Origin of the sequence: Azospirillum baldaniorum (assembly GCF_003119195.2) — a bacterium.
In the GTDB taxonomy this organism is placed as follows: Bacteria; Pseudomonadota; Alphaproteobacteria; order Azospirillales; family Azospirillaceae; genus Azospirillum; species Azospirillum baldaniorum.
This window is the reverse complement of sequence record NZ_CP022253.1, coordinates 2,137,915-2,164,481: the sequence shown is the minus strand read 5'-3', so window position 1 is coordinate 2,164,481 and position 26,567 is coordinate 2,137,915. Positions and strand designations below refer to the sequence as shown.

Sequence of the window (26,567 nt, the reverse complement as noted above, 5' to 3'; positions counted from 1 at the left end):
AGAGGGAAGGGGCCCGCGCCGCGCGCGGGAAGGGTGAGGGTCCGGCGTGGAGAAAGCGCCTGATCCTTGCGTCACCCTCACCCGGCCGCCTGCGGCGGCCACCCTCTCCCGGGGCGGGAGAGGGGACGACGTGCGTCGGAGCCTTTTCATGACCCTCCTCCGTCTCGAACCCCGCGGCGAGGCGTCGCGCGCGATGGTCTACGCGACGCCGCTGCTGGCGGTCGCGCTTACGCTCGCCAGCGGCTTCCTGCTGTTTTGGGCCATGGGCTTCGACCCGGTGAAGGCGCTGCACGCCTTCTTCATCGCGCCGCTGCTGTCGCTGCGCGGCCTTGGTGAGTTGGCGGTCAAGGCGACCCCGCTGGTGCTCTGTGCCATCGGGCTGGCCATCGGCTTCCGCGCCAACGTCTGGAACATCGGGGCCGAGGGGCAGCTCACGCTCGGCGCCATCACCGGCGGCGGTCTGGCGCTGGCCTTCTACGGCGAGGGCGGCTGGTGGCTGCTGCCGCTGATGATCGTCGCGGGCATGGCCGGCGGCGCCTTGTGGGCGGCGATCCCCGCCTTCCTGCGGGTGCGCTTCAACGCCAGCGAGATCCTGACCAGCCTGATGCTGAACTACGTGGCGCTGCATCTGCTGAACTACCTGATGCACGGCCCCTACCGCGACCCCGACGGCTTCGCCTTCCCGGAATCCCGCCTGTTCGAGGCCGACGCGGTGCTGCCGCTGCTGGTCGCCGGGACGCGCGTGCATCTGGGGTCGCTGTTTGCCCTGCTGGCGGTGGCGGCGGGCTGGTTCCTGATGGCGCGGACCTTCATCGGCTTCCAGATCAAGGTCATCGGCCTGACTCCGACGGCGGCGGGCTACGCCGGCTTCAACCAGAAGAAGATCATCTGGCTGACGCTGCTGCTGTCCGGCGCGCTGGCCGGTCTGGCCGGTCTGGGCGAGGTCGCCGGGCCGATCGGCCAGATGAACCCGACCATCTCCCCCGGCTACGGCTACACCGCCATCATCGTCGCCTTCCTGGGTCGGCTGCATCCGGTGGGCATCCTGCTGGCCGGCTTCCTGATGGCGCTGTCCTTCATCGGCGGCGAGGCGGCGCAGATCGCGCTCGGCCTGCCCAAGGCCATCACCGGCGTGTTCCAGGGCATGCTGCTGTTCTTCCTGCTGGCGACCGATGTGCTGATCCGCTACCGCGTGCGCTTCGGCGCGAAAGGCATTGTGGGGAGGGCCGCGGCATGAGCGCCGAACTGGCCCTGATCGGGCCGATCCTCGCGGCTATGCTGGCCGCCGCCACGCCGCTGCTGTTCGCCGCACTCGGCGAGCTGGTGGTGGAGAAGTCCGGCGTCCTGAACCTGGGTGTGGAAGGCATGATGCTGGTGGGCGCCGTCTGCGGCTTCGCCGTGGCGGTGCAGACCGGCAGCTCCACGCTGGGTTTCGTCGCGGGTGCGGCGGCCGGGGCGGGCATGGCGGCGCTGTTCGGCGTGCTGACCCTGCTCCTGCTCGCCAACCAGGTGGCGACCGGCCTCGCGCTGACGCTGTTCGGCGTCGGCCTGTCGGCGCTGATCGGGCAGGGCTTCGTCGGCATCCCCATCGCCGACGTGCCGGAGCTCTACATCCCCGGCCTGACCGATCTGCCGGTGATCGGCAAGGCCCTGTTCGGGCAGGACGCGCTGGTCTATCTGGCGCTGGCGGCGGTGCCGGCGGTGCACTGGTTCCTCTACGCCACGCGCAAGGGGCTGATCCTGCGCGCGGTCGGCGAGAACCACGCGGCGGCCCACGCGCTCGGCTACAAGGTCATCCGCATCCGCTTCCTCGCCGTGCTGTTCGGCGGCGCGATGAGCGGCATGGCCGGGGCCTTTCTGTCGCTCGACTACACGCCGATGTGGGCGGAGGGCATCTCCTCCGGGCGCGGCTGGATCGCCCTGGCGCTGGTGGTCTTCGCCACCTGGAAGCCGGGCCGTGTGCTGCTCGGCGCCTGGCTGTTCGGTGGGGTGACCATCGCGCAGCTCCACGTCCAGGGGCTGGGAATCGACATTCCGTCACAACTCTTGTCGATGCTGCCTTATCTGGCTACCGTCGTCGTCCTGGTGGTGATTTCACGCGATGTCGCCCGGATCCGGCTGAACGCGCCGGCCAGCCTCGGGAAGGTTTTCCATCCGGATGCCTGACGGGCCGACGCCCGACGGGCTCCGGGATGTTTGCAAGTCTTACGTTCGTGCTCAATCAATTGGATCAGGGAGCAAACACGTGAACAGAAGGACCATGGGCAAGGCCCTGATGGGTCTGGCCACCGGCGCCGCCATGCTGGCGCTGGGCGTCGGCGCGGCCGACGCGCAGGAGAAGATGAAGGTCGGCTTCGTCTATGTCGGTCCGATCAGCGACCACGGCTACAGCTACCAGCACGACCAGGGCCGTCTGGCCGTGGAGAAGGAGCTGGGCGACAAGGTCACCACCACCTTCGTCGAGAACGTGCCCGAGGGCGCCGACGCCGAGCGCGTGATCGAGCAACTGGCCTCCTCCGGCCACAAGCTGATCTTCACGACCTCCTTCGGCTTCATGAACCCGACGCTGAAGGTCGCGCAGCGCCATCCCGACGTGAAGTTCGAGCACGCCACCGGCTACAAGCGCTCGGCCAACGTCGCCACCTATTCCGCGCGTTTCTACGAGGCCCGCACGGTCATCGGCCAGATCGCCGGCAAGATGACCAAGTCGAACATCATCGGCTACATCGGCTCCTTCCCGATCCCCGAGGTGGTCAGCGGCATCAACGCCTTCACCATCGCCATGCGCGAGGTGAACCCGAAGGCCGAGGTGCGCGTCGTCTGGGTGAACAGCTGGTACGATCCCGGCAAGGAAGCCGAGGCCGCCAAGGCCCTGATCGACCAGGGCGCCGACGTGATCTCGCTGCACACCGACAGCCCGGCGGCCATCCAGGTCGCGCAGGAGCGCGGCCTGTGGGTGTTCGGCCAGTCGTCGGACATGACCCGCTTCGGTCCGAAGGCGCATCTGACCGCCATCGTCGACGACTGGCGCGAGTATTACGTGAACCGCGTCAAGGCGGCGCTCGACGGCTCCTGGAAGTCGCAGGACACCTGGGGCGGCTTCAAGGACCACATGCTGTTCCTGGCCCCCTACAACCCGGCGCTCCCGGCGGACGTCGTCGCGGCGGCCGAGAAGACCCGCACCGACATCATGGAAGGCAAGCGCCACTCCTTCCAGGGCCCGGTGAAGGACCAGTCCGGCAAGGTCGTGATCGCCGAGGGCAAGCAGGCCACCGACGAGCAGATCCTGAAGATGGACTGGTACGTCGAGGGCGTGCAGGGCAAGGTTCCGAAGTAAGCGGAGCCGGTCGCTAAAAAGGAAAAGGGGAGGCTTCGGCCTCCCTTTTTTGTTGCCCGCTTTTTGTGGGCCGCCGCTCAGCCCGGCTGGCGGCCCAGCGCGGCCCAGCCGGCGGGGGCGAGGCGCATCACCTCCGGTCCGCTGCCGGCGGGGTTGGGCTCCATCGTCACCAGTTCCCGGTTCTCGAACCAGACCCAGCGGGGAACCTCCGCCGCGGTGGGGACCCAGCCCCCGGCCATCTTTTCCAGCACCGCCAGATCGGCGGCGGCGATCGGGAATTTCGGCCTCGCCGGGGCGCGGCCGGGTGCGACGGGGGTGGGCGGGGGCGCCGTCGGGGCGTCCTGCCCGGCGCGGGCGTGTATCCAGGCCGTCTGGAAGGCGGTCAGGGCTTGGTTCAGCTCGCCACGCAACGGCTCGGACGGGCAGCGCAGGTAGCGGTCCAGCAGGGCGTGCAGGGTCTCGGCGGAGGGATGCGGGGTGTCGGGCATGGGGCGGTTCCGTGGTCGGCGTGGTCCGGCACCGCAGCCATAAACGCAAGGGGCAGGAGAAGACAAGGGGCAGGAAAAGAAAGGCTCCGCCGCTTCAGGGAGCGCGGCGGAGCCTGTCGAGGAGGCACAATCCCCTGTGCTGCCTGACTCCAAACACGCGGGCCGGGCCGCCGGTTCCACCTTCCCTTCCGGGGTGACCCGCAAGGCTGCGGTCCGAAAGCCGGGACGACGCGTTGACAGCCGCAGGACAGGCTCTCGCGTCGGAAAGGGAAGCGCATCGTGGGGAACGGATTTCAGAAGGCGTCGCGGGTCATGTATTTCCTGGCAACCGGCGTGTTGATGCTGTTCGCCCTGGTGTTCATCGGCGTGGCCGCCTATTCGGTGTTTCACAGCCTTCTGCTCCTCGACATCGAGGCGACGACGCACGGGCTGCTGGACGGTGTCGGCATGATCGTGCTGGCCATCGCCGTCTTCGAAATCGCCAAGTATCTCTATGAGGAGGAGTTGGAGCATGACCGCGAGTTGCGGCACGCCGACGAGGCCCGCCGCACCCTGACCAAGTTCCTGACCACCATCATCATCGCGGCCAGCCTGGAAGGGCTGGTGCTGGTGTTCGAGGCGCGCACCTCGCAGATGAGCGACATGGTGTACCCGGCCATCCTGCTGATGGTCATCGTCTTCATGGTGCTCGGGCTCGGGCTCTACCAGCTGATCAGCCGTCGGGCGGAGACCATCGACCCGAAGGAGGGGGATTCCTGACAGCCCCTCGCGTTCCAACATTGCTGGAAGGAGTTGTTGATCCCTCCCAGCCAGAGCGGAGCGCCCCCATGTTCGACCCCGCCCAGATCGGCCGCATCTCTCCCGTGGAGCAAGCCGACGCCCTGCGCACCCTGATCGCCGTCTTCGCCACCGCGGTGGTGCGGCCCGGCGAGAAGGCGCCGCGCAACGCCGTCAGCGCCGAGATCGTCGATATCCTCGACGAGGTGCCGGCGGAGCGGGTCGAGGCGGTGGCCCAGCTCTTCACCATGATGGCGCTGCGGCTGCGGCGGAAGGGGCGACCACGCCGCACCGCCTTCCGCCTGACCCTGGAGACGGCGCTGCTCGCCCGCTCCTACGTCGGGGAACCGGCGCCGCAGAACGAGACCAGCTACCTGTCGTCCGACCGGCCCGGCCTAGGGACGATCGACCACGCCTGCAACGAGATGCTGGAGCGCATGGCCGGCGTGCCGGATGAGGACCAGCGGGCGTGGCTGACCGCGCAGGTGATCGCCACCGGCCTGATCGACGCCGATCGCCGCCATCGGCTGGGCGGCCCCGACCGCGACCTGGGCGACATGGCGGTGGCGGAGTTCCTGCTGCGCACGGCGGCCCAGTATCTCGCCGCCACCGCCGTCCGCACCCCGCCGGGCGACAGCAAGGGGTGAGGCCAGCGGGGCGGGCTCATTGCAGGGCGATGATGGCGGCCATGGTCGCGTAGCGCTCGATCGACTGGGAGGAGGGCGAGCGCATCGCCTGCCGGGTGATGGCGAGCTGGTTCTCGTGCGAGACCGGCTGGCGCACCCCCAGATGGGCGACCACCTTGGCGAGCGGCACGACGTGGGCCGAGGACAGCTCCCAGTTCACGATGGCGCCGCCCGCCGGGCGCCCGGGCGTGACGGCGGATTGCGCAACCCGCAGGGTGATCGAGGAGGCCAGCGACTCCAGCCCGGTCATCGGAACGAAATACAGCGTGAAGCTCCGCGAGGTGGGGCGCCAGGGCTCCGCCGTCCGGCCGTCGGGGAAGGCGAGGCCGGTCTGTTCGTGGAACAGGCGCTGGAGAGCCGCAAGCGGGCTGGTGACGCTCTCGTAGCCGCCGCCGGGAACCGCCCATTGGCCCGCGGCGTCGATGACGCGCGGCTCCGCCGGGCTACGCCCCCACCAAGTGCTGACCTCGCGCCGCCGGACAATCAGGACCTTCGTCCCCTCCAGAAACGCCACATGGACATGGCGCATCGCCTCTTCCCCCGCATTCCGTTGGCTTCGCTGCCGGAGACGGGCGGGAGAGGCGGGGTGTGAACGGTCTAAGGGGAGGGGACCACGCGATTCCGCCCTTCGGCCTTCGCGCGATACAGCGCGGCGTCGGCCGTCCGGAGCGCGTCGTCGATGCCGCCGGGGGCGTCCGGCGCGACGGGCGCGACGCCGAAGCTGGCGGTCATGCGGAACGAATCGCCGTCCGGCCCCATCTCCTGCGAGGCAACGCGCTGGCGCAAGCGTTCCGCCACGACCGAGGCGTCCGCCAGCGCGGTGTTGGGAAGCAGAACCACGAACTCCTCCCCGCCGTAGCGTCCGATCAGGTCGCCGGGGCGCAAGGCGCCGTCCAGCGTCCGGACGAAACGTTGCAAGGCCTCGTCGCCCGCGGCGTGACCGCGGCTGTCGTTGATGCGCTTGAAATGGTCGATGTCGGCGATCAACAGGGACAGAGGCTGCCGCGCCCGCTGCGCCCGCCGAATCTCCTCACCCGCACGGTCCAGAAGGGCGCGCCGGTTGGCGACGCCGGTCAGCGGGTCCGTCTGCGCCTGCGCAACCAGCAGCCGGTGCATTTCGGTGATGCGGCCTCCCGCCTTCAGCCGCGCCTTGAGGTGGGCGCGGTTGACCGGCTTGTGGATGAAGTCGTCCGCCCCGGCGTCCAGCGCCTTCATCTCGTAGAAGGGTTCGTCGTGGGACGTCATCAGGATCAGGTAGCTGTAGGCGGTGCGCGGATCGGCCTTCAGAAGCCAGCACACCTCCAGCCCCGACAGCCGCGGCATCTCCCAATCGATGATGGCGATGTCGAAGGATTCGGCCTGGGCAAGGTTCAGCGCTTCCCGGCCGTCCCTGGCCAGGATCACATCATGGCCGTAAGACGCCACCTGCTCCGAAAGCATGGTGCGCATCAGGACCGTGTCGTCGGCGATGAGCACGCGCATGGCGGGAAACTGCCTCATACCTGTGTCTGCGGTCAATGAGTGGAAGACCGCCGCGGCATCATTTTCAGGCGTCCGTCCCTGCCGTCCTATCCCTTCACGGTAACGTTGCGCCTAAGGTCGTGGTCGCCCCGCTGCGGCCCTTGCGGCATAGTACGGGCCGAACGGGGCGCCCATGTCCGGGCGCGCAACGCGAGAGGGGACAGCATGGCCCGCTATACGGGCGTCTACGGATTTCCGGAATCGGCCGACGGCGCGCGGCGTCTCGCCGAGGCCCTGAACGTTCCCTGCCACATCGCCGAACTGCACCGCTTTCCCGATGGCGAAAGTCTTGTCCGCCTGCCCGAGGCCGTGGAGCGGGCCGTGGTCTACCGCTCGCTCGACCGGCCGAACGACAAGCTGGTGGAACTGACGCTGGCCGCCTCCGTCCTGCGCCGCCACGGCGCCACGGAGCTGTGCCTCGTCGCCCCCTACATGGCCTACATGCGTCAGGACGCGGTGTTCCGCCCCGGCGAGCCGGTGAGCCAAGCCGTCGTTGGGGATTGGCTGGGCCGGCTGTTCGACCGCTTCGTCTGCGTGGAGCCGCATCTGCACCGCACCCACACGCTGGACGAGGTGTTCGTCGGGCGCCCCTCCGTCTGCCTCAGCGGCGCCGGGGCCATCGCCGAGCGGCTGCGCCGTGACGGGACAGCACCCGACGCCGTGATCGTCGGCCCGGACGAGGAGGCCGCCCCGCTGGTCGAGGTGGTGGCCGGACCGCTCGGCCTCACCGCCTTGGTCGGACGGAAGGAGCGGCGCGGCGACCGCGACGTGACGGTGACTCTGCCCGCCGACGCGCCGCTGGCCGGACGGCCCGTGGTGATCGTCGACGATGTCATCAGCTCCGGCGAGACGATCTTCTCCTGCGCGCGGGCGGCACGGGCCGCGGGTGCGGCGTCGGTTCGGGTGTTTGGAGTCCACGCCCTGTTCGACGCCGCGGTGGCTGCCCGCTTCGCTGCGGAAGGGCTCGGCACGCCGCTGTCCTGCGACGGGGTTCCGCACCCCAGCAACGACCTGCCGCTCGCCCGGCTGATCGCCGACGCGCTGCTGGCGCCCTGTTGATGGCACCCTGTTGACGGCCCGGTAACTCTTCCTCAGGCAGGATGTGAGGGATAGGGCACAAGAAGGCGGAGTTTCGCCATGGCACTGTCCCTCACCTTCCACGGCGCCGTCGGCACGGTCACCGGTTCCTGCTTCCGCATCCAGACCGGCGATGGCGACCTGCTGATCGATTGCGGCCTGTTCCAGGGCACCAAGACGGTCAAGGAGCTGAACTACCGGCCCTTCCCCTTCAAGCCGTCCGCCGTGAAGGCGGTGCTGCTGAGCCACGCGCACATCGACCATTCCGGCCTGCTGCCGAAGCTGGTCCGCCAGGGCTTCAAGGGGCGGGTCCACACCACCGCCGGCACCGCCGACCTGCTGGCCTACATGCTGCCCGACAGCGGCTACATCCAGGAGACGGAAGTCGACCGCCTGAACCGCCGCAACCGTCAGCGCGGGCGCCCGGCGGTCGAGCCGATCTACACCCAGGCCGACGCCCAGGCGGCCATCCGCCACCTGCACGCGGTCGATTACGGGGAGTGGGTGAAGGTGCTGCCCGACATCCGTGCCCGCTTCTGGCAGGCCGGGCACATCCTCGGCTCGGCGTCGGTGGAGTTGGAGGTGACGCGCGGCGGGACGGCGGAGACGATCCTGTTCTCCGGCGACCTCGGGCCGGGCGGCAAGTCCTTCCACGCCGACGCCGAGGGACCGCCGCGGCCCGACTGGATGGTGCTGGAAACCACCTACGGCAACCGCGAGCGGGTCGAGGTGGGCGAGGCCGAGCGGCAGGCCCTGCTGCGCGACGAGGTGCGGGCGGCGCTCGCCGCGGGCGGCACCCTGCTCATCCCGGCCTTCGCGGTGGAGCGCACGCAGGAGCTTCTCTACGACCTGCACCGGCTGTTCGATCGCGGCGAGATCCCCTTGGTCGACGTGTTCCTCGACTCGCCGCTGGCCGACGCGGTCACCGGGGTGTTCCGCCGCCATCTGGCCGATCTCGGCACCGACGGCGATCCCTTCGCCCGGCCCAACCTGCACCGAGTGCGCTCCGTCGCGGAAAGCCAGAAGCTCAACGCGATCAAGGGCGGCGCCATCATCATGGCGGCAAGCGGCATGTGCGACGCCGGGCGCATCCGCCACCACCTGAAGAATCATCTGTGGCGCCCGGAGGCCACCGTCCTGCTGGTCGGCTACCAGGCGCCGGGCACGCTGGGACACCTGTTGCAGCAGGGAGCGGCGAACGTGCGCATCCATGGCGAGGAGATCGCCGTGCGCGCCCGCATCCGATCGCTGGACGTCTATTCCGGCCACGCCGACCGCAGCAGCCTGCTGGCCTGGGTGGCGGCGCGGCAGGGGGTGGGGCGCGGCCTGTTCCTGGTGCATGGCGAGGAAGAGGCCCGCGCTGGCCTGCGCGACGCGCTGGTCCGCCGCGGCTGGGACCCGGCGCTGATCCGCCTGCCCGAGTTGGACGAGGTGGCCGACCTGACCGCCGCCGTCCCGGCACAGGCGCCTGCCATGGCGCAGGGCGGTCCGCCGCGGCTGGAGCCGGAGGCGGTGACCGCCGGGCGGGACTGGCACAACCGCTACGCCGCCTTCCTGCTGGACCTGCACCGGGCGCTGGACGCGGCACCCGACGACGCGGCGCGGGAGGCGCTGCTCCGCGGGATGGGCGACCGCCTGCCGCAGGCAGAGGGGCCGCCGGCGGGATGAACGGCCTGCCCACGGTCGGGCGGCGCATGCTATAGATCGGTGATGGCGGATTTGTAACGGCTGCGAAACAAAAGGGTGGCGGGGCGATGGGGAAGGTGGCGAACATCGTGGTCCAGATGGCGCGGAAGCTGACCGACGACAACGCCCGGCTGGGCCGTGTTCGCAACGCCGGCAAGCCCAAGACCTTTCCCCATTTCCGGGAGATCCGGAATGCGTACCTGGACATCCAGGGGTTGGTCTTCTCCATCCAGGAGCGGTTGCAGGAGGCGGGGGACGAACTGCCGTCCAACTTTCCGCAATGGGTGATCCGGCAGAAGCTGACCGCCATCGCCCATTTCACCGACATCAGTTACGCCTTCGTCAGCGACCCGCCCTTGGCGCTGACCAGCTCGCTCGGTGCCTTCGACGTGCTTCAGGCGGAGCAGAAGGCCTTTTCGGAAACGCTGAACGCCTTCGACATGATGCTGATGGAAGCGGGCATCGACGACAAGACCGCCGACGAACTGGACGCGACCCGCACGAAGATCGAGCAGATCCTGGGCATGATCGAGACGCTTCTGGAGAACAGCCCCAAGGTTCTGCAGGAGTTTTGAGCGTTCTCGCACGCGAAGGGCGATTGCGGAAATATTTATACGCTTTTCGCACGGCCGCATTCTGGTTAAGGTCTACCGGCGCGCGTCGTTTCCTCCGGTGGGTTCCGGGAGGGCGGTGGGCGGCATGGGCGCCCTCGAAGGGCGCCGCAGCGGCGTGACAGGCAGCTTCGGTACGGCCATGCAGAGGTCTTCAAGCCCCGATCCGATCGACCTCGCGCCCAGCGGGTCCGCCGCGGATTCGGTGGCTGTTCCGAAACGTCTTCCCCTGCTGGCCTTGCTGGCCGCGCTTCTCCTGACCGCCCTGGCTTGGCACGACACCCGGCAGCGCGTCGCCGCGGACGCCGAAAGCCGCTTCGCCCTGCGGGTGGAGGAACTGCACCGCCGGTTCGAGAACCAGATCCAGGTCTATGTTCAGGTGACGCGCTCCGCCGCCGCCCTGTTCACCGCCTATCCGGAGGTGAAACGCACGGAATGGAACCGCTTCGTGGACGGGCTGCACCTCGCGGAGCGCTTCCCGGGCATCACCGCCGTCGCCTTCGCACGGGTCGCCGACCAATGGACGAGCCCGGAACTGGTGACGGAAGCCCGGATGGACGGGCTGCGAAACTTCCGCATCTGGCCGGAATCGACCGGTCCGGTCCGGCTCGTCACCCTCTACGCCGCTCCGGTCAACGAACGCACGCTGCGCACGCTCGGCTACGACCTGCTGTCGGAACCGGTCCGTCGCGCCGCCGCGGAGCAGGCGAGGGACAGCGGTGAGCCGGCGGTCACCCGCGCCGTCGCCCTGCGGCTCGACGAGGGGGAAGCCTCGCCGCCCGCCTTCATCGTGTTCCAGGCCGTTTACCGCGACGGGCTGAGCCCCGCCACGCAGGAGCGGCGGCGGGCCACCTTCGCCGGGCTGGTGATGACCCCGATCCATGTCGCTCCGCTGGCCGAGTCCGTGTTCGGACGGATGAACGACATCGCCGCGACGGTGTTCGAAGGGCGGCGGGAGTTTCCGCTCTACCGCAGCCGCCCGGAGCCGTCGGAGCAGCCGTTGCTGACGGCGAGCCGGGACGTCACACTTGGCAGCCGCGTCTGGTCGGTCCAGTACGAAAGCCGTCCGAGCTTCGAGGACGCCGTGGACAGCTGGAAGCCGACGCTGGTCCTGGCGACGGGGCTGTCGCTCAGCGTTCTGCTGTCCACCCTGCTGTGGGCGCTGGCCGCAACGCGCGACCGGGCGCTGGTGATCGCCCGGCGCATCACCACCTCGCTGCGCCGTCGCGAGACGGAACTGGATCTGCTGTTCAACCAAGCGCCGCTGGGCATCGCCCTCATCGGCCCGGACGCCAAGATCACTGACTGCAATCCGGCCTTCGCCCGTGCGGTCGGAGTGGGGCGCGACGGGCTGATCGGGATCGACACGAAGCTGCGCGCCCAGGATCCGGCGGTGATCGCCGCCATCGACGCCGCCATCGCCGGGGAGAGCGTGCGGCTGGAGGTCGACCGGCTGCTTCTGGCCGGAGGTCGGCACAGCCATTTCTCCCTTCACCTCCAGCCGGTGTCCACCCCCGGCGACCCGCCCTTCGTCATGGCCTTCGTGGAGGACATCGGCGACAAGCGGCGGGCCGAGCAGCACATTCACTATCTGGCCCATTACGATCCGCTGACCGGCCTGCCCAACCGGGTCCTGCTGTTCGACCGCATCGCCCAGGCCGCCCGTCAGGCGCGACGCGACGGCGGCAAGGTCGCCGTTCTGTTCATCGATCTGGACCATTTCAAGGTGATCAACGACAGCCTGGGCCACTCCTTCGGCGACGAGGTGCTGCGGTCGGTGGCTCGGCGGCTGCACGGCGGGATGCGGCCGACCGATACGGTGGGCCGGCTGGGCGGAGACGAGTTCCTGATCGTCGTGCCGGCCATCCAGAAGGCTGCGGAGGCCGCCGCGGTGGCGGAAAAGGTGCTGGCGCAGCTCGCCGCGCCCTTCGCCATCGGCGGGCGGAACTTCGTGGTGTCGCCCAGCATCGGCATCAGCCTGTTCCCCGACGACGCGGAGGACGCCGAAGGGCTGATCCGCTGCGCCGACATCGCGATGTACAACGCCAAGGACGCCGGGCGGAACGCCTACCGTTTCGTCACGCGCGAGATGGGTGCGCGGTCCCGCGAACGTCTGGATCTGGAAGCGGCGCTGCGCCGTGCCCTGCAGAATCGGGAGCTGTTCCTGGTCTACCAGCCGCAGTTGCGCATTTCCGACGACCTCGTGGTCGGGGTGGAGGCGCTGTTGCGCTGGCGCCACCCGGAAGCCGGGCTCATCATGCCGAACCGCTTCCTGCCCGTGGCCGAGGAGACCGGCCTGATCCAGCCCATCGGCGATTGGGTGCTGGACGAGGTGTGCGCCCAGATCGGCCGCTGGCGCGACCAGATCGGTCTGGCGGTGCCGGTCGCCGTGAACGTCTCCGCCCAGCAGTTCCGCGACGGCCAGCTTCCCGCCAAGGTGGCCGCCGCGCTCGACCGCAACGGCCTTCAAGGGTGGGAGCTGGAGATCGAGGTCACCGAGGGCACCCTGATCGACGACATTCCGTCGGCCATCGCGACGCTGCGCGCGCTGAAGCAGCGTGGGTGCCTGATCGCGCTGGACGATTTCGGCACCGGCTACTCCTCGCTCAACTACCTGCACCGCTTCCCGATCGACAAGCTGAAGATCGACCGGTCCTTCATCCACGATCTTGAGCAGGACGGGGCCGGCGATTCCATTCCGCGCGCCATCGTCGGGCTGGGCCGCAGCCTGGGCCTGTCGGTGGTCGCCGAGGGTGTGGAGACGGAGGCCCAGCTCCAGCTTCTGCGCAGCCTCAAATGCGAGAGTTTCCAGGGCTATCTGTTCAGCCGCCCGGTCCTGGCGGAGGAACTGGAACCGATCCTGGCGCTGCGTGCCGCCCGCGGCCACCACGCTTCGAAGGTGGAGCCGATGGCCAGGGCGCCGGTGTAGCGGCGGTCAGCGGGGAAAGGTCACCACGCCTTCTTCCGCGGCTTGCCAGGCAGGCTTCGCGTTGTGGCCGATGGTGGCCCGCTCCTCGTCCATCCGGTCGCGATGCCGCTGCATCGATCGGCGGTGGCGGTTCAGCCCGGCTGTACCGCCGTCGCCCGACCCGTCGTTGTCCCGCACCCAGCCGCGCGCCACCGCCGTTCCCGCCAGAATCCCGAAACCGGCGACCACCGCGGCGGTGATCCAGGGGTGCATCCGCGCCTCGGTGTAGAGGCTGGTTTCGCGCACGAAGCGGTGACGTCCGGCGCGCTCCCGCCCGTCGTCGCCGTGGCTGTGCAGGGCGTCGTTGCGTGGGCGGAGCGGCCCGCCGGAGCGGATGACGCGCGGCAGGGTCCGCTCCATGATCCGGTCGGTGAGCCGCGGCGCGAAGGTCTCCGCCAGCGCGAACAGCTTGGCGCCGCCGCCGACATAGAGATCGCGCATCGGGCGGCGGGTGCAATGCAGGATGGCCTTCGCCACGACCTCCGGCGCGTAGACCGGGGGCGGGTTGTTCGGCTCCGCGTCCAGCAGGTTCAGGGCATGGTCCTCGTACAGGCTGTCGACGGCCGCCGGCTTGATCAGGCTGACCGAGATGGGCGCGCCCTCCGCCTCCAGCTCCATGCGCAGCGCGTCGGTGAAGCCCTTCACGGCGTGCTTGGTGGCGACATAGGCGCCCTGGAGCGGGATGGCGCGGTCGGACAGCACGCTGCCGATGTTGATCAGAGCTCCGCCGTTCTGCCGCAGGTGGGGGATGGCCGCCAGCGAGCCGTTGACCACCCCCCAGTAGTTCGTCTCGAACAGGCGGCGGTGGTCGTCCGGAGCGGTGTCCAGGAGCTTGCCGATGATCGCCACGCCGGCGTTGTTCACCCAGCTGTCGATCCGGCCATAGCTGCGGACCGCCGCGTCGGCCACCCGCCGCAGGGCGTCGGCGTCGGCCACGTCGGCGACGCAGTGGATCGCGTCCCCGCCATCGGCGCGGATCTCCTCCGCCACTTGGGCGAGCGCATCGCGGTCGCGGGCGGCCAGGACGACCTTCGCGCCCTGGCGGGCGGCCATGCGGGCGGTGACCAGCCCGATGCCGCTCGACGCGCCGGTGATGACGATCACCTGCTCGTCAATGGGTTTGAGCCGCGGTTGCATGGGTGCCGTTCCTCCATCGTTCGATTGTCGGAAACCGTGCGTCATCCGTTGTGAACAGGCGGTCCGGCGGAGCGTTGCCGCCGGGTGGTGCGTCCGGGCCACTCCGAAAGGAGGGTTGGCGGGTCAGCGAAGCGGCACAGCTTTACCGGGACCTGTCAGGCGGGGAGGACACAGCGCCCATGCTCAAAACAGCCGCCAAAGCCGGCGGACTCGCCGACCGATTCCGCCGGGTGCGCGCCACCTCGGCGGAACTGGCCGTCGGGCTGTCGCCGGAGGATCAGGTGGTGCAGTCCATGCCGGACGCCAGCCCGGTCAAATGGCATCTGGCCCACACGACGTGGTTCTTCGAAACCTTTCTGCTGAGTCCGAATCTGCCGGGTTACCGGCCCTTCGATCCGGCCTTCGGCTATCTCTTCAACTCCTATTACGAGGCCGTCGGCGCCCGCCATCCGCGGCCCCGGCGCGGTCTGGTGACGCGGCCCGGCGTGGCCGAGGTGGCGGCCTACCGCGACCATGTCGACGCCGCCATGCTGACCCTGCTGGAGCGTGGCGACGCCGAGAGGCTGGCCCCGCTGGTGACGCTGGGCCTCGCCCACGAGGAGCAGCATCAGGAGCTGATCCTGATGGACCTGCTGCACCTGTTCTCCTGCAACCCGGTCGCGCCGGCCTACCGTCCGTACCGCCCCGCCTTGCGCGGCCCCGCCCATGAGGGGCGCTGGATTGCGGTGGACGGCGGGATCGTCGCCGTGGGTCATGACCGCGAGGGGGGCGGGGAGGGCTTCGCCTTCGACAACGAGGGACCGCGGCACGAGGTGCTTCTGCGTCCCTTCCGCCTGTTCTCCCGCGCGGTGACCAACGGGGAGTGGTTGGCCTTCGTCGAAGACGGCGGCTACCGCAACCCGGCGCTCTGGCTGTCCGACGGCTGGGCCACGGTCAACGCGGAGGGGTGGGAGGCGCCGGCTTACTGGCGGCGCGGCGAGGACAGCGGCTGGCGGGAGTTCACCCTGCTCGGCGAGCACCCGCTGGACGAGGATGCCCCGGTCTGCCACATCGGCTTCTACGAGGCCGACGCCTTCGCCCGCTGGGCCGGCAAGCGCCTGCCGACCGAGGCCGAGTGGGAAACCGCCGCCGGCACCGTGCTGGGCAGCGGGCTCTCCCCCACCGGCAACACGCTGGGGAGCGGACTGCTGCGTCCGGTGGCCGCCGCGAGGGGCGATGGCCTCGTCCAGATGTTCGGCGATGTCTGGGAATGGACGGCCAGCGCCTACAGCGGCTATCCGGGTTTCCGTCCCGCCGCCGGGGCGGTCGGCGAATACAACGGCAAGTTCATGGCCAATCAGTATGTGCTGCGCGGCGGATGCTGCGCGACGCCGGACGGCCATGTCCGCGCCACCTACCGGAATTTCTTCTATCCGCACCAACGCTGGATGTTCAGCGGCGTGCGCCTCGCGGAGGACGCCTGATGACCGCAATTTCCGCCGCCCGCGCCCATTCGGCGCAGGGGCCGGCGCAGGACGACCTGTTCCTGTCCGACGTGCTGGAGGGGCTGTCCCGCCCGGACAAGAGCCTGCCCTGCAAGTACTTCTACGACGCCGAGGGCTCGGCCCTGTTCGACGCCATCTGCACGCTCGACGAATATTACCCGACGCGGACCGAGACCGCGCTGCTGCACGACCGAGCCGACGAGATCGCCGCTCTGGCCGGGCGCGGCGCCACCCTGGTGGAGCTGGGCAGCGGGTCGAGCGTCAAAGTGCGCATCCTGCTCGACGCGCTGGACGACCCGGCCATGTATGTGCCGGTGGACATCAGCCGCGACCATCTGATCTCCGCCGCCGCCCGGCTGGCCGGCGATTACCCGGCGGTGACGGTGGTGCCGGTGGCCGCCGATTATGTGCGGGGCTTCGCGCTGCCGCGGGGCGTCGCGCCGGAACGGACGATGGCCTTCTTCCCCGGCAGCACCATCGGCAACTTCCGCCCCGCCGAGGCGATGGCCTTCCTGAACGGCCTGGGGCGGCGGCTCGGGTCCGGGGCGCGGCTGCTGATCGGGGTGGACCTGCGCAAGGACCCGGCGGTGCTGGAGGCCGCCTACGACGACGCGCGTGGGGTGACCGCCGCCTTCAACAAGAACCTGCTGGCCCGCATCAACCGCGAACTGGACGGCACCTTCGACCTGGACCGCTTCGCCCATGTCGCCCGCTACGACACCGCGCGCGGGCGGATCGAGATGCATCTGCGCAGCCTGGACGACCAGACCGTCCGCATCGCCGGCCATCCCATCCGTTTCGCCCGCGGCGAGACGATCCACACCGAGAACTCCTACAAATACTCGGTGCCCGGCTTCCGCCGCCTCGCCGCCCGCGCCGGCTGGCACACGGAGCGGAGTTGGACCGACGAACGGAGCCTGTTCAGCCTGCACTGGATGGTTCGGCATGGCTGACCCCGTTTGGCACCGGGAACACCATATCCGGGCCAGGGTTGAGTCCCGTCGAGACACCGCAACAACGGGACAGGACCCATGACCAGCATCTTCGACCGCATCAAGCAGGACCACGACACCATCCGCCGTCTGCTCGACGCGGCCGAGAAAGCGGACGGCGACGGGCGCGCCGCCTACGAGGACCTGCAGCGCGAGCTGTGGGCCCACGGCAAGATCGAGGAGGCCGTCTTCTACCAGTCGCTGTCCAAGGCCAAGAACACCAAGCAGGAAACCACCGAGGGCCTGAACGAGCACCACATCATCAACGGCTTCCTCGACGAGCTGAACGCCATGCCCGCCGACAGCACCGCCTGGAAGGCGAAGCTCCAGGTGCTGGGCGAGGTCACCCGCCACCACCTCGACGAGGAGGAGGAGGAGCTGTTCGAGGAGGCCAAGAAGGCGCTCGACGACAAGCGCGCCGAGGAACTCGGCAGCATCTACGGCGAGCGCAAGAAGCAGATGCTGGCTGCCCTGGCCCCGCTGCCCAAGAGCGCATAACACCGAGAGCAACGGCGTTCCGGTGAAACTCCGGTGAAACGATGGACCGCAGTCTCTTGCGCCGGGGCTTCCCGCCGTGACAGGCTGCGGTCTTCCGTTCCGCTGCACGAATCGTCGCCATGCCCCCGATCGCAAAGACCCCGATCGCCAAACCCGCCCCGAAATCCGCCGCCGGCTCGCTCGCCTCCTTCGCGCCCTGGGCGGGGGAGGGCGGTGTCCGCGTCTATCTGAGGCCGGTCGGGCTGCTGCCCATCGCCGCCTGGAGCGCCGGGGCGGCGGTGCCGCTGGCTGGCGGACGCTTTTCCTTCGCCACCGCCGAGCTGATCGTCCGGCAGGGGGCACGGATCGAGCGGGCCTTCGCGCCGCTGACCGAAATCATGGCCTGGGGGTGGGAGCGCGGCACCGCCGTGGCGCAGAGCCTGGACAAGCGGCTGGGCGCGCTGACCCGCGGACGGGCGCCGTTCGCCGGGCTGGACCTCGGGCGTCCGCGCATCATGGCCATTGTCAACGTGACGCCGGACAGCTTTTCCGATGGCGGCGACTTCTTCGACGCCGGGACCGCCATCGCCCATGGCGAGGCGATGCTGGAGGCCGGCGCCGACCTGCTGGACGTCGGCGGCGAATCCACCCGTCCCGGTTCCGCCCCCGTGTCGCCGGAGGAGGAGGAGGCCCGCGTCCTGCCGGTCGTCCGCCACTTCGCGGCCAAGGGTGCGGTGGTGTCGGTGGACACGCGGCACGCTCGGGTGATGCGCGCGGCGCTCGACGCCGGGGCGGCGCTGATCAACGACGTGGCCGGGCTGCGCGACCCCGGCGCGCTGCCTCTGGTGGCGGAGAAGGCGGCGCCCGTGGTCGTCATGCACATGCGGGGCGAACCCGGCACCATGCAGCAGAACCCGACCTATGAGGACGCGACGCTCGACGTGTTCGACTGGTTGGAGGAGCGGGTGGAGGCCTGCCTCGCCGCCGGGGTGGCGCTGGAGCGCATCGCCGTCGATCCCGGCATCGGCTTCGGCAAGACGGTGGAACACAATCTCGACATCCTGCGCCACACCGCCCTTTACCACGGGCTGGGCTGCGCCCTGCTGATCGGGCTGTCGCGCAAGACCCTGATCGGCAAGCTGTCGCGGAGCGAGCCGCCGAAGGAACGTCTGGCCGGATCGCTGACCGGGGGTTTGGAAACGCTGAACCAGGGCGCGCAGATCCTGCGTGTGCATGACGTTCCCCAAACGATCCAGGCGCGCGCCGTCTGGGAGGGGCTGCATCCTGCAAGGGTGCCGTGATTGCAGCGCGCGTGTAACCCTTTGGCGTGCGCGCGGAAGGGTTCTTGACCCTGCCCCCCAGGGCAAGCGATGACATTTTCACACATCCGCGATTGCGGTACAGTGACTGGGCCATTCCCGAGGGTTTTCATGACGCGACACCTGTTCGGCACCGACGGCATCCGCGGCACAGCCAACATCGATCCGATGACGGCGGAAACCGCCCTGCGCGTCGCGATGGCGTCCGCTTTGCAGTTCCGCCGGGGCGACCACCGGCACCGCGTGGTGATCGGCAAGGACACCCGCCTGTCCGGCTATCTGCTGGAGCCGGCGCTGACCGCGGGCTTCATCTCCATGGGCATGGACGTCGTGCTGCTCGGCCCGCTGCCGACGCCCGCCGTCGCCATGCTGACGCGCTCGCTTCGCGCCGACCTCGGCGTGATGATCTCCGCCTCGCACAACCCGTACCAGGACAACGGCATCAAGCTGTTCGGGCCGGACGGCTACAAGCTGTCGGACGCGGTGGAACTCGCCATCGAGACGCGCATGGGCCAGCCCTTTGCGCCGGACCTTGCCGGCTCCGCCGATCTCGGCCGCGCCTCCCGCCTGGAGGACTCGACGGGCCGCTACATCGAGTATGTGAAGAACACCTTCCCGCGCGGTCTGCGGCTGGATGGGCTGAGGATCGTCGTGGATTGCGCCAACGGCGCCGCCTACCGCGTCGCCCCGAAGGTGCTGTACGAGCTGGGGGCCGACGTGATCCCGGTCGGGGTCAACCCGGACGGTCTGAACATCAACAAGGATTGCGGCGCCACCGCCACCCGGACCCTGCAGGAGCAGGTGGTGGCCCATGGCGCCCATCTGGGCATCGCGCTGGACGGCGACGCCGACCGCCTGATCATGGTCGACGAGGCCGGGCGCGTCGTTGACGGCGACCAGGTGATGGCGCTGATCGCCTCCTCCTGGGCGCAGGCGCAGACGCTGAAGGGCGGCGGCGTGGTCGCCACGGTCATGTCCAACCTGGGCATGGAGCGGCACCTCCAAGGGCTGGGCATCGCACTGGTCCGCACGCCGGTCGGCGACCGCTATGTGGTGGAACATATGCGCGAGCACGGCTACAACGTCGGTGGGGAGCAGTCGGGGCACGTCGTGCTGTCCGACTATTCCACGACCGGCGACGGGCTGATCGCCGCACTCCAGGTCCTGGCGGTGCTGATCCAGTCCGGCGGCCGGGCGGCCAGCGAGGTCTGCCAGGTCTTCGCCCCGGTGCCGCAGAAGCTGACCAATGTCCGCTTCGCCGCCGGTTCGAAGCCGCTGGAGATCGCCTCCGTCCAGGCGGCGATCCGCGACGGCGAGGCGCGGCTGAACGGGTCGGGACGCATCCTGATCCGCAAGTCGGGGACCGAGCCGGTGATCCGCGTCATGGCGGAAGGCGACGACGAAGGACTGGTGCACGCGGTGGTGGCCGACATTGTCGGCGCCATCACGGACGCCGCCCGGCTGGAGACCGCCTCTTAAGGCCCACCCTCCAACCAGACGACCAGACGGAAGCAATCCCGATGCAGGCCCACCCGATCAACGGCCGTGTTCTCATCGTCGCCGGTTCCGATTCCGGCGGCGGTGCCGGCATCCAGGCGGACATCAAGGCGGTCAGCGCGCTGAACGCCTTCGCCATGACCGCCATCGCGGCGCTGACCGCGCAGAACACGACGGGGGTCTATGGCGTGCTGCCCGTTGATCCGGCCTTCGTCGCCCTGCAGATGAAGGTGGTGCTGGAGGATCTCGGGGCCGACAGCATCAAGATCGGCATGCTCGCCACCGCCGCCGTCATCGAGGCGGTGGCCGGCGAGTATGAGGCGCGGGCCATCAACGTTCCGTTGGTCGTCGATCCGGTGATGGTTTCGAAGAGCGGCCATTTCCTGCTGGAGCCCGACGCCGTGCAGACCCTGCGCAAGCGCCTGCTGCCCCATGCGGAGCTGGTCACCCCCAACCTGCCGGAGGCCGAGGCGTTGACCGACATCCCGGTGCGCAACCTGGACGACATGCGCCGCGCCGCCGAGATGATCCGCACCTTCGGGCCGAAGGCCGTCCTGCTGAAGGGCGGCCATCTGGAGGACGAGCGGCTGTGCGACCTGCTGCTCACCGAGGATGGTGAGGAAGTCTTCGAGGGGCGGCGCATCCACACCCCGCACACCCACGGCACCGGCTGCACCCTGGCCTCGGCCATCGCCGCCGGGGTCGCCCAGGGATTGAGCGTGCGCGATTCGGTGGCCCGCGCCCGCGCCTATGTGGACGAGGCCATCCGCTCCGCCCCCGGGTTCGGGCATGGCCACGGCCCGCTGAACCATCTGCACACGGTCCGGCCGTTCCCGTAAGGGCGCGGCCTTTCCGCTTCTCCTCAATCACACGATCGACAGCATCGCCGTCTGCGGATTCTCCAGCAGGTCGGCCAGCGTGCGCAGGCCGCGCGCCAGCTCGTCCCGGCTGTGCGGGTGGCAGAGACCCAGCCGCACGGCGTGAGGGGCGCTGGCCCGGCCCACGGCGAACACGTCGCCCCCGGTCACCTTCACGCCGCGGCGCATCGCCTCGGCGATGAAATCGTCGCGCCGCCAGGGCTCGGGCAGGACCAGCCAGAGATGCTGCGCCGACGCGTGCCCGCAGACGGCGCTGGCGGGCAGGATGGAGCGGGCGATCTGCTGGCGCGCGATGGCTTCCCCGCGCTGGGCTTCGGCGATTCGGTCGGCGCTGCCGTCGGTGATCCAGCGCGTCGCGACCTCCGGCGGCAGGGGCGGGGAGGAATATTGCAGGGCGCGGATGACCGCCTCGACCCGCGGCACCAGGGCCGGCGGAGCGACGACGTATCCGACGCGCAGGCCGGCGGACACGCTCTTGGACAGGCTGTTCACGTAGACGGTGACGTCCGGAGCGATGGCCTGGATGGGCTTCACGTCATGCACCAGGAAGCCGAACACGTCGTCCTCCACCAGCATCACCCCGTAGCGGCGGGCGATGGCCGCGATCTCCATGCGCCGGGCCTGCGGCATGACGGAGGCGGTGGGGTTGTGCAGGGTCGGCACCAGATACAGCGCCTTGGGCGCCAGACGGCGGCAGGCGCTGTCGAAACTGTCCGGGACCACGCCATGGTCGTCGATGGCGATGCCCTCCAGGTGGTAGCCCTCGACCGCGCTCAGCGTCTTCATGCCGTAGTTGGTCAGCCGCTCCGTCAGCACGACGTCGCCGGGACGCGCGACCGCGGCCAGCGCCACCGCCATGGCGTTCTGAGCGCCGGTGGTCAGCAGGACGGTGTCGGGCGAGGCCGCCGCCCGGTGCTGGCGGGTGAGCCATTGCGCCCCGGCGGCGCGGTGGGCGGGCAGGCCGGCGTGCGGCGCGTATTCGAGCAGCGCCCCGAGATTCGGCGACGCGCCGATGGCGGCCAGGGTGGCGCCCATCATCGGCACCGACATCGGGTGCTCCGGCGTCACGACCGTCATGTTGATGACCGAGGGTTCGGGCCGCGGCGTCCAGCTGAAGGGGTCGGAGGGGGGCATGTGCCGCTGCCCCTGCACGAAGGTGCCGCGCCCGACCTCGCCGCCGATCAACCCGCGCTTCTCCGCCTCCGTGTAGGCGCGCGTGATGGTGCCGACGGTGACGCCGAGGCGGTAGGCGAGGTCACGGTGGGTGGGCAGCCGTGTGCCCGGAGCGAGCCGGCCGCCGGCGATGTCATCGGACAGGGCATCGGCGATGGCGCGGTAACGGGGGCCTTGCCGGCCTTCCAGATCAGGAACCCAATTTGTCATAGGGACAATGATGACATTGTACCGATCCGTCAGCAAGTGTCACCGCATTGTCGCCATTGTGCGTGTCCGGCTGCGTTGCGCGTCCGGGAACCCGGATGGCCGGGCGGGCGTTGCAGTCAGGACCGCCCGGCGCCGCTTCGGCATCCCTTTCGCGCCGGGCATAGCCGGGAGAACACAGGCATGAGCGCCGAAAACGCCATCCGACACACCTACGACCGCTTCTTTGGGGGCGAACGGAATCTCGGGCCGCTGGAACGCGCCGTGTCCACCGGCCTCGGCCTCGTCATGGCGGCGGGCGGCGTGCGCCGCGGCGCCGACGTGCGGGGCGCCATCATGGGTCTGGCCGGCGCCGCCCTGGTGGCCCGCGGCATGAGCGGCCATTGCCCGCTGAAGGCCATGGTGGCGGACGAGGATCACGACCGCCTGTCCGGCCCGCGCTCGGAGCGCTACAGCCCCGGCGAAGGGCCGCTGGAGCGCACGCCGGCCCGCACCGGGTCCTATTCCTGACGCGCTCCTATTCCTGACGAAAGGGGACGGTCACGAGGACGAGGAAGCGGCGCGGCGCCGCCGCTTCCACTCCTTCCAACGCCGTTCGCCGCGCACCAGAGCGCGGTTGATCGGCGGGCGAAGGAACGGAACGTCGTAGGCGAGCAGCACGAGGCCGAGGGGCAGCATCCAGATGCCCAGCACGGGCAGGAAGCTGAACAGGCCGCCGAGAATCAGCAGCAGCCCGGCGGGGACGCGCACCCAGGTCGCCCGCGGCTCGCGGAGCCAAGCCAACATCCGCGCCATGGAGTCGGGAAGCTTCTCCTGGATGCGATCCACCCGCCGTTCGAGGCGTCTGTGGTGCTGGTCGCTCAACGCGGCACTCTCCATGTTGTTGATCCGGCTCTGATGGTTGTTGACGGGTGAAGCGGCGGCCCGGCTTCCCGGACCGGTCGCTCCCAAGCCGCCATATGGGAACAGCCAAGCGTGTTCCAAGCTCCCGTTCGTGTGGAACCACTGAGCGGGCGGGCATCTTGAAAGGCGCCGGCCACACGGCCAACTATTAGGGCAATCAGGGTCCGGGCCCCTCTGGCAGCCGAGTCGTCGGCCGCGATGTCGGACCTCTTCATCTGCTTTTGCGCCGACGGGCGTGACCGCATCTGGAGGGCCTTTTCGGTGGACAGCGCAGCCATAGCATCCCGCCGCCGCTCAAGCGCGGCCGATCCGCTGTCATGTGCCCCCCGCCGGTCCGAGGCTTGCCGGTTAGAGGCTTGAACGAGGGAGTTTTCGCAATGTTCGACCAGTATCCCAACCAGAGTCGGTGGGGCGCCGGCGCCGCGGGCGTGGACCGCGCGGCGTTCGACGAGGGCCTGCGCAAGCACATGCTGCGGGTCTACAACTTCATGATGCTCGGCCTGGGCGTGACGGGGCTTGTGGCGCTGTTCGTGGCGAGCACGCCGGCGCTGTACGTTCCGATCTTCACGACCCCGCTGAAGTGGGTGGTGATGCTGGCGCCGCTGGCCTTCATCATGGTGCTGTCCTTCCGCTTCCACGCGATGTCGACGACCGCGCTGCAGGGGCTGTTCTGGGCCTTCTGCGCGGTGATGGGCGTGTCGATGGCGTCGATCTTCCTGGTCTTCACCGGAGCCAGCGTGGCGCGGGTGTTCTTCATCACCGCGGCGATGTTCGCGGCGATGAGCCTGTGGGGCTACACCACCAAGGCCGACCTGTCGAAGATGGGTTCGTTCCTGATGATGGGCCTGATCGGCATCGTCATCGCCAGCCTCGTCAACATCTTCGTCGGCTCCAGCGCCCTGCAGTTCGCCGTCTCGGTGATCGGCGTGGTCATCTTCACCGGCCTGACCGCCTACGACACCCAGCGCATCAAGGAGGAGTACGCCGAGGGCCACGGGCATGAGGCCAACACCAAGCTCGCCGTCATGGGCGCCCTCTCGCTCTACCTCAACTTCATCAACCTCTTCCAGATGCTCCTCCAGCTCATGGGCAACCGCGAGTAGCGGGACCGCATCGGGCGCCAGTCAGGGTGCCACACCGGGCCGGCCGCTTTCCGCGGCCGGCCTTTTTCATGCCCGGACGGTGAGGTCGCCGGAGGGTGGGCTCATCCTAGGGGGGCACGGGTGGGTGTGGCCGTCGGGATACATCCGATATCGGAAATGTAATGGTGACAATAACGACATTGACCGGGACGATTGCGCGGACATAATCACCATTGTCTCGATTGTTCGGGGCCGAATGTTTTGATGAAGGAGGCACATTATGCGCACCACAGAAGCGACCCGCTCGTCCGGATCGTCCTCGTTCACGACCGTCTTCAAGGTCATCGCGCGCGCCTTCTCCGTCGGCATCCGCCCCGTCTGGTTCGTGATGGAGGCGGGCCTGAACGGCTACGAGCGGTGGCGGCAGCGGCAGGCGCTGATGCGGCTGGACGATCATCTGCTGAAGGACATCGGCGTGTCCCGCGCCGACGTGGACAGCGAAGTCAACAAGCCGTTCTGGCGGGGTTGATGGGATGAGCGCCGATGCGATCCTCTACGCCGTCGAGCCCGACCTGACCGCCGACGCCTTCATCGACGTGCTTCACCGCTCCGGGCTGGCCGAGCGCCGGCCCGTGGCGGACCGCCCGCGGGTGGAGGCGATGCTGCGCAACGCCGGCCTGATCGTCACCGCCCGCGACGCGGACGGGCAATTGGTCGGCGTCGCCCGGTCCGTCACCGATTTCGCCTTCTGCTGCTACCTGTCCGACCTTGCCGTCGACCGCGCCTGTCAGGGGCGCGGCATCGGCAAGGAGCTGATGCGCCGCACCCGCGCCGCGGTGGGGGAGGGCGTCACCTGCCTTCTCCTGTCCGCGCCCAAGGCGGTCACCTTCTACGAGGCGGCGGGGATGGAGCGGCACACCCAGGCGTTCCTGTTCACCGAGAAACCCTAAGGAGGCACCGTGCGCCTTCCCCTGTATCAGGTCGATGCCTTCGCGGACGCGGTGTTCGCGGGCAACCCGGCGGCGGTCGTGCCGCTGGAGGACTGGCTTCCCGACGCGACGCTTCAGGCCATCGCGGCGGAAAACAACTTGGCGGAAACCGCCTTCCTCGTCCGCCGCGGCGACGGTTACGATATCCGCTGGTTCACCCCGACGGTCGAGGTGGACCTGTGCGGCCACGCCACGCTGGCCTCGGCCTTCGTCATCGCGACGATGCTGGAGTGGGGCTGCCCGCGCATCGACTTCGCCACCCGGGAAGCCGGAACCCTCAGCGTCACCCGCAACGGCGACCTCTACACGCTGGATTTCCCCAGTCGCCCGCCGGAACCGCTGGCCGAACCGCCGGCGGGCCTGCTCGACGCGCTGGGCGGACCGCCGCCGACGGCGCTGCTGAAGGCGCGCGACCTCGTGGTCGTCTATGACGACGAGGCGACCGTGCGCGGTCTGACCCCCGACATGAGCGCCCTGGCCCGGCTGGAGGATTTCTACGCGGTCATCGTGACGGCGCCGGGCAGCGGCGGCGTTGACTTCGTCTCCCGCTTCTTCGCGCCGGCCCAGGGGATTCCCGAAGACCCGGTGACCGGCTCCGCCCATTGCACGCTGATCCCCTACTGGGCGCGGCGGCTGGGCAAGGAGCGGCTGAAGGCCCGGCAGGTCTCGGCCCGCGGCGGTTCCCTGTCCTGTGAACTGGCCGGCGACCGTGTGAAGATCGCCGGGAAAGCGGTTCTCTATATGGATGGCGCCATCTACATTTAGCGCCGTCCATACGAGGACCAATGGAACGGGAGGGCAGCGGGCATGGCGGGGCGTTACTTCGAGGATTTCCGCGTCGGTGACGTGATCGACACCGAAGGGGCGACGGTCACCGACAGCCAGATCATGGATTTCGCCCAGCGCTTCGACCCGCAACCCTTCCACATGGACGCGGTGGCCGCCGCGGAGGGGCCGTTCGGCGGGCTGATCGCCAGCGGCTTCCACACCCTGTCCCTGACCTTCCGGCTGTTCCGCGACACCGGGGCCATCACCGGCACCAGCCTGGGCGGTTCAGGCGGCGACGAGCTGCGCTGGCTGCGCCCGGTGCGGCCCGGCGACACGCTGCGCGTCCGGGTCGAGGTGGTGGAGGCCATCCCGTCCCGCCGCGGCGACCGCGGCACGGTCCGGCTGGCCTACACCACGCTGAACCAGCATGGCGAGGCGGTGATGACCATCACCCTGAACCACATCGTGGCGACCCGCAGCGTTCCGGCGGAATAGCAAACACGGACGGCC

27 protein-coding genes are annotated in these 26,567 nt (G+C 69.4%); 21 read left to right on the top strand and 6 right to left on the bottom strand.

All coding sequences use genetic code 11. The annotated features are described in order from the left end of the window. Nucleotides 1-148: 148 nt before the first annotated feature. The 3 genes from Sp245p_RS10270 (at nucleotide 149) to Sp245p_RS10260 (ending at nucleotide 3,337) form a co-directional block, all read left to right on the top strand. Nucleotides 149-1,237, top strand: a complete 1,089-nt coding sequence (locus tag Sp245p_RS10270; RefSeq protein WP_041811004.1) for an ABC transporter permease — start codon at nucleotides 149-151, stop codon at nucleotides 1,235-1,237. Then, entirely contained in the window at nucleotides 1,234-2,166 is a 933-nt protein-coding gene (locus Sp245p_RS10265; RefSeq protein WP_014240077.1) for an ABC transporter permease, read from the top strand. The genes Sp245p_RS10270 and Sp245p_RS10265 overlap by 4 nt, the downstream gene beginning before the upstream one ends. A gap of 94 nt (nucleotides 2,167-2,260) precedes the next feature. Further along, nucleotides 2,261-3,337 (top strand): BMP family ABC transporter substrate-binding protein, encoded by a 1,077-nt coding sequence (locus Sp245p_RS10260; RefSeq protein WP_014240078.1) that lies wholly within the window; start codon nucleotides 2,261-2,263, stop codon nucleotides 3,335-3,337. Between the two features lie 77 nt (nucleotides 3,338-3,414). Here the strand turns inward: Sp245p_RS10260 and Sp245p_RS10255 are convergent, their stop codons facing one another. Next, on the bottom strand, nucleotides 3,415-3,825 hold the full coding sequence (locus Sp245p_RS10255) for a hypothetical protein (RefSeq protein ID WP_014240079.1): 411 nt from the start codon (nucleotides 3,823-3,825) through the stop codon (nucleotides 3,415-3,417). 279 nt (nucleotides 3,826-4,104) lie between these two features. Between Sp245p_RS10255 and Sp245p_RS10250 the strand changes: the two genes are divergently transcribed. Both Sp245p_RS10250 and Sp245p_RS10245 read left to right on the top strand, forming a co-directional pair. Next, on the top strand, nucleotides 4,105-4,584 hold the full coding sequence (locus Sp245p_RS10250) for a hypothetical protein (RefSeq protein ID WP_014240080.1): 480 nt from the start codon (nucleotides 4,105-4,107) through the stop codon (nucleotides 4,582-4,584). Between the two features lie 68 nt (nucleotides 4,585-4,652). Then, a complete protein-coding gene (locus tag Sp245p_RS10245) occupies nucleotides 4,653-5,249 on the top strand; it encodes a hypothetical protein (protein WP_014240081.1) in 597 nt (198 codons plus the stop codon). 16 nt (nucleotides 5,250-5,265) lie between these two features. On the opposite strand, the gene Sp245p_RS10240 is transcribed toward Sp245p_RS10245, so the two are convergent. After that, nucleotides 5,266-5,817, bottom strand: a complete 552-nt coding sequence (locus Sp245p_RS10240; protein ID WP_014240082.1) for an NUDIX domain-containing protein — start codon at nucleotides 5,815-5,817, stop codon at nucleotides 5,266-5,268. Nucleotides 5,818-5,885: 68 nt separating this feature from the next. Then, the gene (locus Sp245p_RS10235) at nucleotides 5,886-6,788 is read right to left on the bottom strand and encodes a GGDEF domain-containing protein (RefSeq protein ID WP_082188143.1); all 903 of its coding nucleotides are present in this window, start codon (nucleotides 6,786-6,788) and stop codon (nucleotides 5,886-5,888) included. Nucleotides 6,789-6,974: 186 nt separating this feature from the next. On the opposite strand from Sp245p_RS10235, the gene prs reads away from it, so the two are divergent. From prs to Sp245p_RS10215, 4 genes are all read left to right on the top strand, one after another. Next, nucleotides 6,975-7,868, top strand: a complete 894-nt coding sequence (gene prs, locus Sp245p_RS10230) for a ribose-phosphate diphosphokinase (protein ID WP_014240084.1) — start codon at nucleotides 6,975-6,977, stop codon at nucleotides 7,866-7,868. A 78-nt stretch (nucleotides 7,869-7,946) separates the two neighbouring features. After that, nucleotides 7,947-9,554: an MBL fold metallo-hydrolase gene (locus Sp245p_RS10225; RefSeq protein WP_014240085.1), complete on the top strand. Its 1,608-nt coding sequence runs from the start codon at nucleotides 7,947-7,949 to the stop codon at nucleotides 9,552-9,554. An 86-nt stretch (nucleotides 9,555-9,640) separates the two neighbouring features. Next, nucleotides 9,641-10,147, top strand: a complete 507-nt coding sequence (locus Sp245p_RS10220; protein ID WP_014240086.1) for a hypothetical protein — start codon at nucleotides 9,641-9,643, stop codon at nucleotides 10,145-10,147. A 124-nt stretch (nucleotides 10,148-10,271) separates the two neighbouring features. Beyond that, nucleotides 10,272-13,112 carry a bifunctional diguanylate cyclase/phosphodiesterase gene (locus Sp245p_RS10215; protein ID WP_014240087.1) on the top strand — a complete coding sequence of 947 codons (2,841 nt, stop codon included), beginning with the start codon at nucleotides 10,272-10,274 and terminating at the stop codon, nucleotides 13,110-13,112. Nucleotides 13,113-13,118: 6 nt separating this feature from the next. Here Sp245p_RS10215 and Sp245p_RS10210 read toward each other — a convergent pair whose 3' ends face one another. Then, nucleotides 13,119-14,288 carry an SDR family oxidoreductase gene (locus Sp245p_RS10210; protein ID WP_014240088.1) on the bottom strand — a complete coding sequence of 390 codons (1,170 nt, stop codon included), beginning with the start codon at nucleotides 14,286-14,288 and terminating at the stop codon, nucleotides 13,119-13,121. A gap of 179 nt (nucleotides 14,289-14,467) precedes the next feature. Between Sp245p_RS10210 and egtB the strand changes: the two genes are divergently transcribed. The 6 genes from egtB (at nucleotide 14,468) to thiD (ending at nucleotide 20,896) form a co-directional block, all read left to right on the top strand. Continuing rightward, nucleotides 14,468-15,751, top strand: a complete 1,284-nt coding sequence (gene egtB / locus Sp245p_RS10205) for an ergothioneine biosynthesis protein EgtB (protein WP_014240089.1) — start codon at nucleotides 14,468-14,470, stop codon at nucleotides 15,749-15,751. Beyond that, nucleotides 15,751-16,725: an L-histidine N(alpha)-methyltransferase gene (gene egtD, locus Sp245p_RS10200; RefSeq protein WP_014240090.1), complete on the top strand. Its 975-nt coding sequence runs from the start codon at nucleotides 15,751-15,753 to the stop codon at nucleotides 16,723-16,725. The genes egtB and egtD overlap by 1 nt, the downstream gene beginning before the upstream one ends. Before the next feature lie 78 nt (nucleotides 16,726-16,803). Then, the gene (locus Sp245p_RS10195; protein ID WP_014240091.1) at nucleotides 16,804-17,262 is read left to right on the top strand and encodes a hemerythrin domain-containing protein; all 459 of its coding nucleotides are present in this window, start codon (nucleotides 16,804-16,806) and stop codon (nucleotides 17,260-17,262) included. Between the two features lie 119 nt (nucleotides 17,263-17,381). Next, nucleotides 17,382-18,542 (top strand): dihydropteroate synthase, encoded by a 1,161-nt coding sequence (gene folP, locus Sp245p_RS10190; protein ID WP_014240092.1) that lies wholly within the window; start codon nucleotides 17,382-17,384, stop codon nucleotides 18,540-18,542. 129 nt (nucleotides 18,543-18,671) lie between these two features. Beyond that, nucleotides 18,672-20,039 carry a phosphoglucosamine mutase gene (gene glmM, locus Sp245p_RS10185; RefSeq protein WP_014240093.1) on the top strand — a complete coding sequence of 456 codons (1,368 nt, stop codon included), beginning with the start codon at nucleotides 18,672-18,674 and terminating at the stop codon, nucleotides 20,037-20,039. A gap of 41 nt (nucleotides 20,040-20,080) precedes the next feature. Beyond that, nucleotides 20,081-20,896, top strand: a complete 816-nt coding sequence (thiD, locus tag Sp245p_RS10180) for a bifunctional hydroxymethylpyrimidine kinase/phosphomethylpyrimidine kinase (protein WP_014240094.1) — start codon at nucleotides 20,081-20,083, stop codon at nucleotides 20,894-20,896. Between the two features lie 27 nt (nucleotides 20,897-20,923). Here thiD and Sp245p_RS10175 read toward each other — a convergent pair whose 3' ends face one another. Further along, the gene (locus Sp245p_RS10175; RefSeq protein ID WP_014240095.1) at nucleotides 20,924-22,318 is read right to left on the bottom strand and encodes an aminotransferase-like domain-containing protein; all 1,395 of its coding nucleotides are present in this window, start codon (nucleotides 22,316-22,318) and stop codon (nucleotides 20,924-20,926) included. Between the two features lie 180 nt (nucleotides 22,319-22,498). Between Sp245p_RS10175 and Sp245p_RS10170 the strand changes: the two genes are divergently transcribed. After that, on the top strand, nucleotides 22,499-22,825 hold the full coding sequence (locus tag Sp245p_RS10170) for a YgaP family membrane protein (protein ID WP_014240096.1): 327 nt from the start codon (nucleotides 22,499-22,501) through the stop codon (nucleotides 22,823-22,825). 30 nt (nucleotides 22,826-22,855) lie between these two features. Here Sp245p_RS10170 and Sp245p_RS10165 read toward each other — a convergent pair whose 3' ends face one another. Next, nucleotides 22,856-23,179: a hypothetical protein gene (locus Sp245p_RS10165; RefSeq protein ID WP_041811008.1), complete on the bottom strand. Its 324-nt coding sequence runs from the start codon at nucleotides 23,177-23,179 to the stop codon at nucleotides 22,856-22,858. A 416-nt stretch (nucleotides 23,180-23,595) separates the two neighbouring features. Between Sp245p_RS10165 and Sp245p_RS10160 the strand changes: the two genes are divergently transcribed. The 5 genes from Sp245p_RS10160 (at nucleotide 23,596) to Sp245p_RS10140 (ending at nucleotide 26,552) form a co-directional block, all read left to right on the top strand. Then, on the top strand, nucleotides 23,596-24,321 hold the full coding sequence (locus Sp245p_RS10160; protein WP_014240098.1) for a Bax inhibitor-1/YccA family protein: 726 nt from the start codon (nucleotides 23,596-23,598) through the stop codon (nucleotides 24,319-24,321). Nucleotides 24,322-24,580: 259 nt separating this feature from the next. Then, on the top strand, nucleotides 24,581-24,829 hold the full coding sequence (locus Sp245p_RS10155; protein WP_014240100.1) for a DUF1127 domain-containing protein: 249 nt from the start codon (nucleotides 24,581-24,583) through the stop codon (nucleotides 24,827-24,829). A 4-nt stretch (nucleotides 24,830-24,833) separates the two neighbouring features. Then, entirely contained in the window at nucleotides 24,834-25,250 is a 417-nt protein-coding gene (locus Sp245p_RS10150) for a GNAT family N-acetyltransferase (RefSeq protein ID WP_014240101.1), read from the top strand. A 9-nt stretch (nucleotides 25,251-25,259) separates the two neighbouring features. Beyond that, nucleotides 25,260-26,054, top strand: a complete 795-nt coding sequence (locus Sp245p_RS10145; RefSeq protein ID WP_014240102.1) for a PhzF family phenazine biosynthesis protein — start codon at nucleotides 25,260-25,262, stop codon at nucleotides 26,052-26,054. A 42-nt stretch (nucleotides 26,055-26,096) separates the two neighbouring features. Next, nucleotides 26,097-26,552: a MaoC family dehydratase gene (locus Sp245p_RS10140; RefSeq protein ID WP_014240103.1), complete on the top strand. Its 456-nt coding sequence runs from the start codon at nucleotides 26,097-26,099 to the stop codon at nucleotides 26,550-26,552. Nucleotides 26,553-26,567 lie beyond the last annotated feature (15 nt).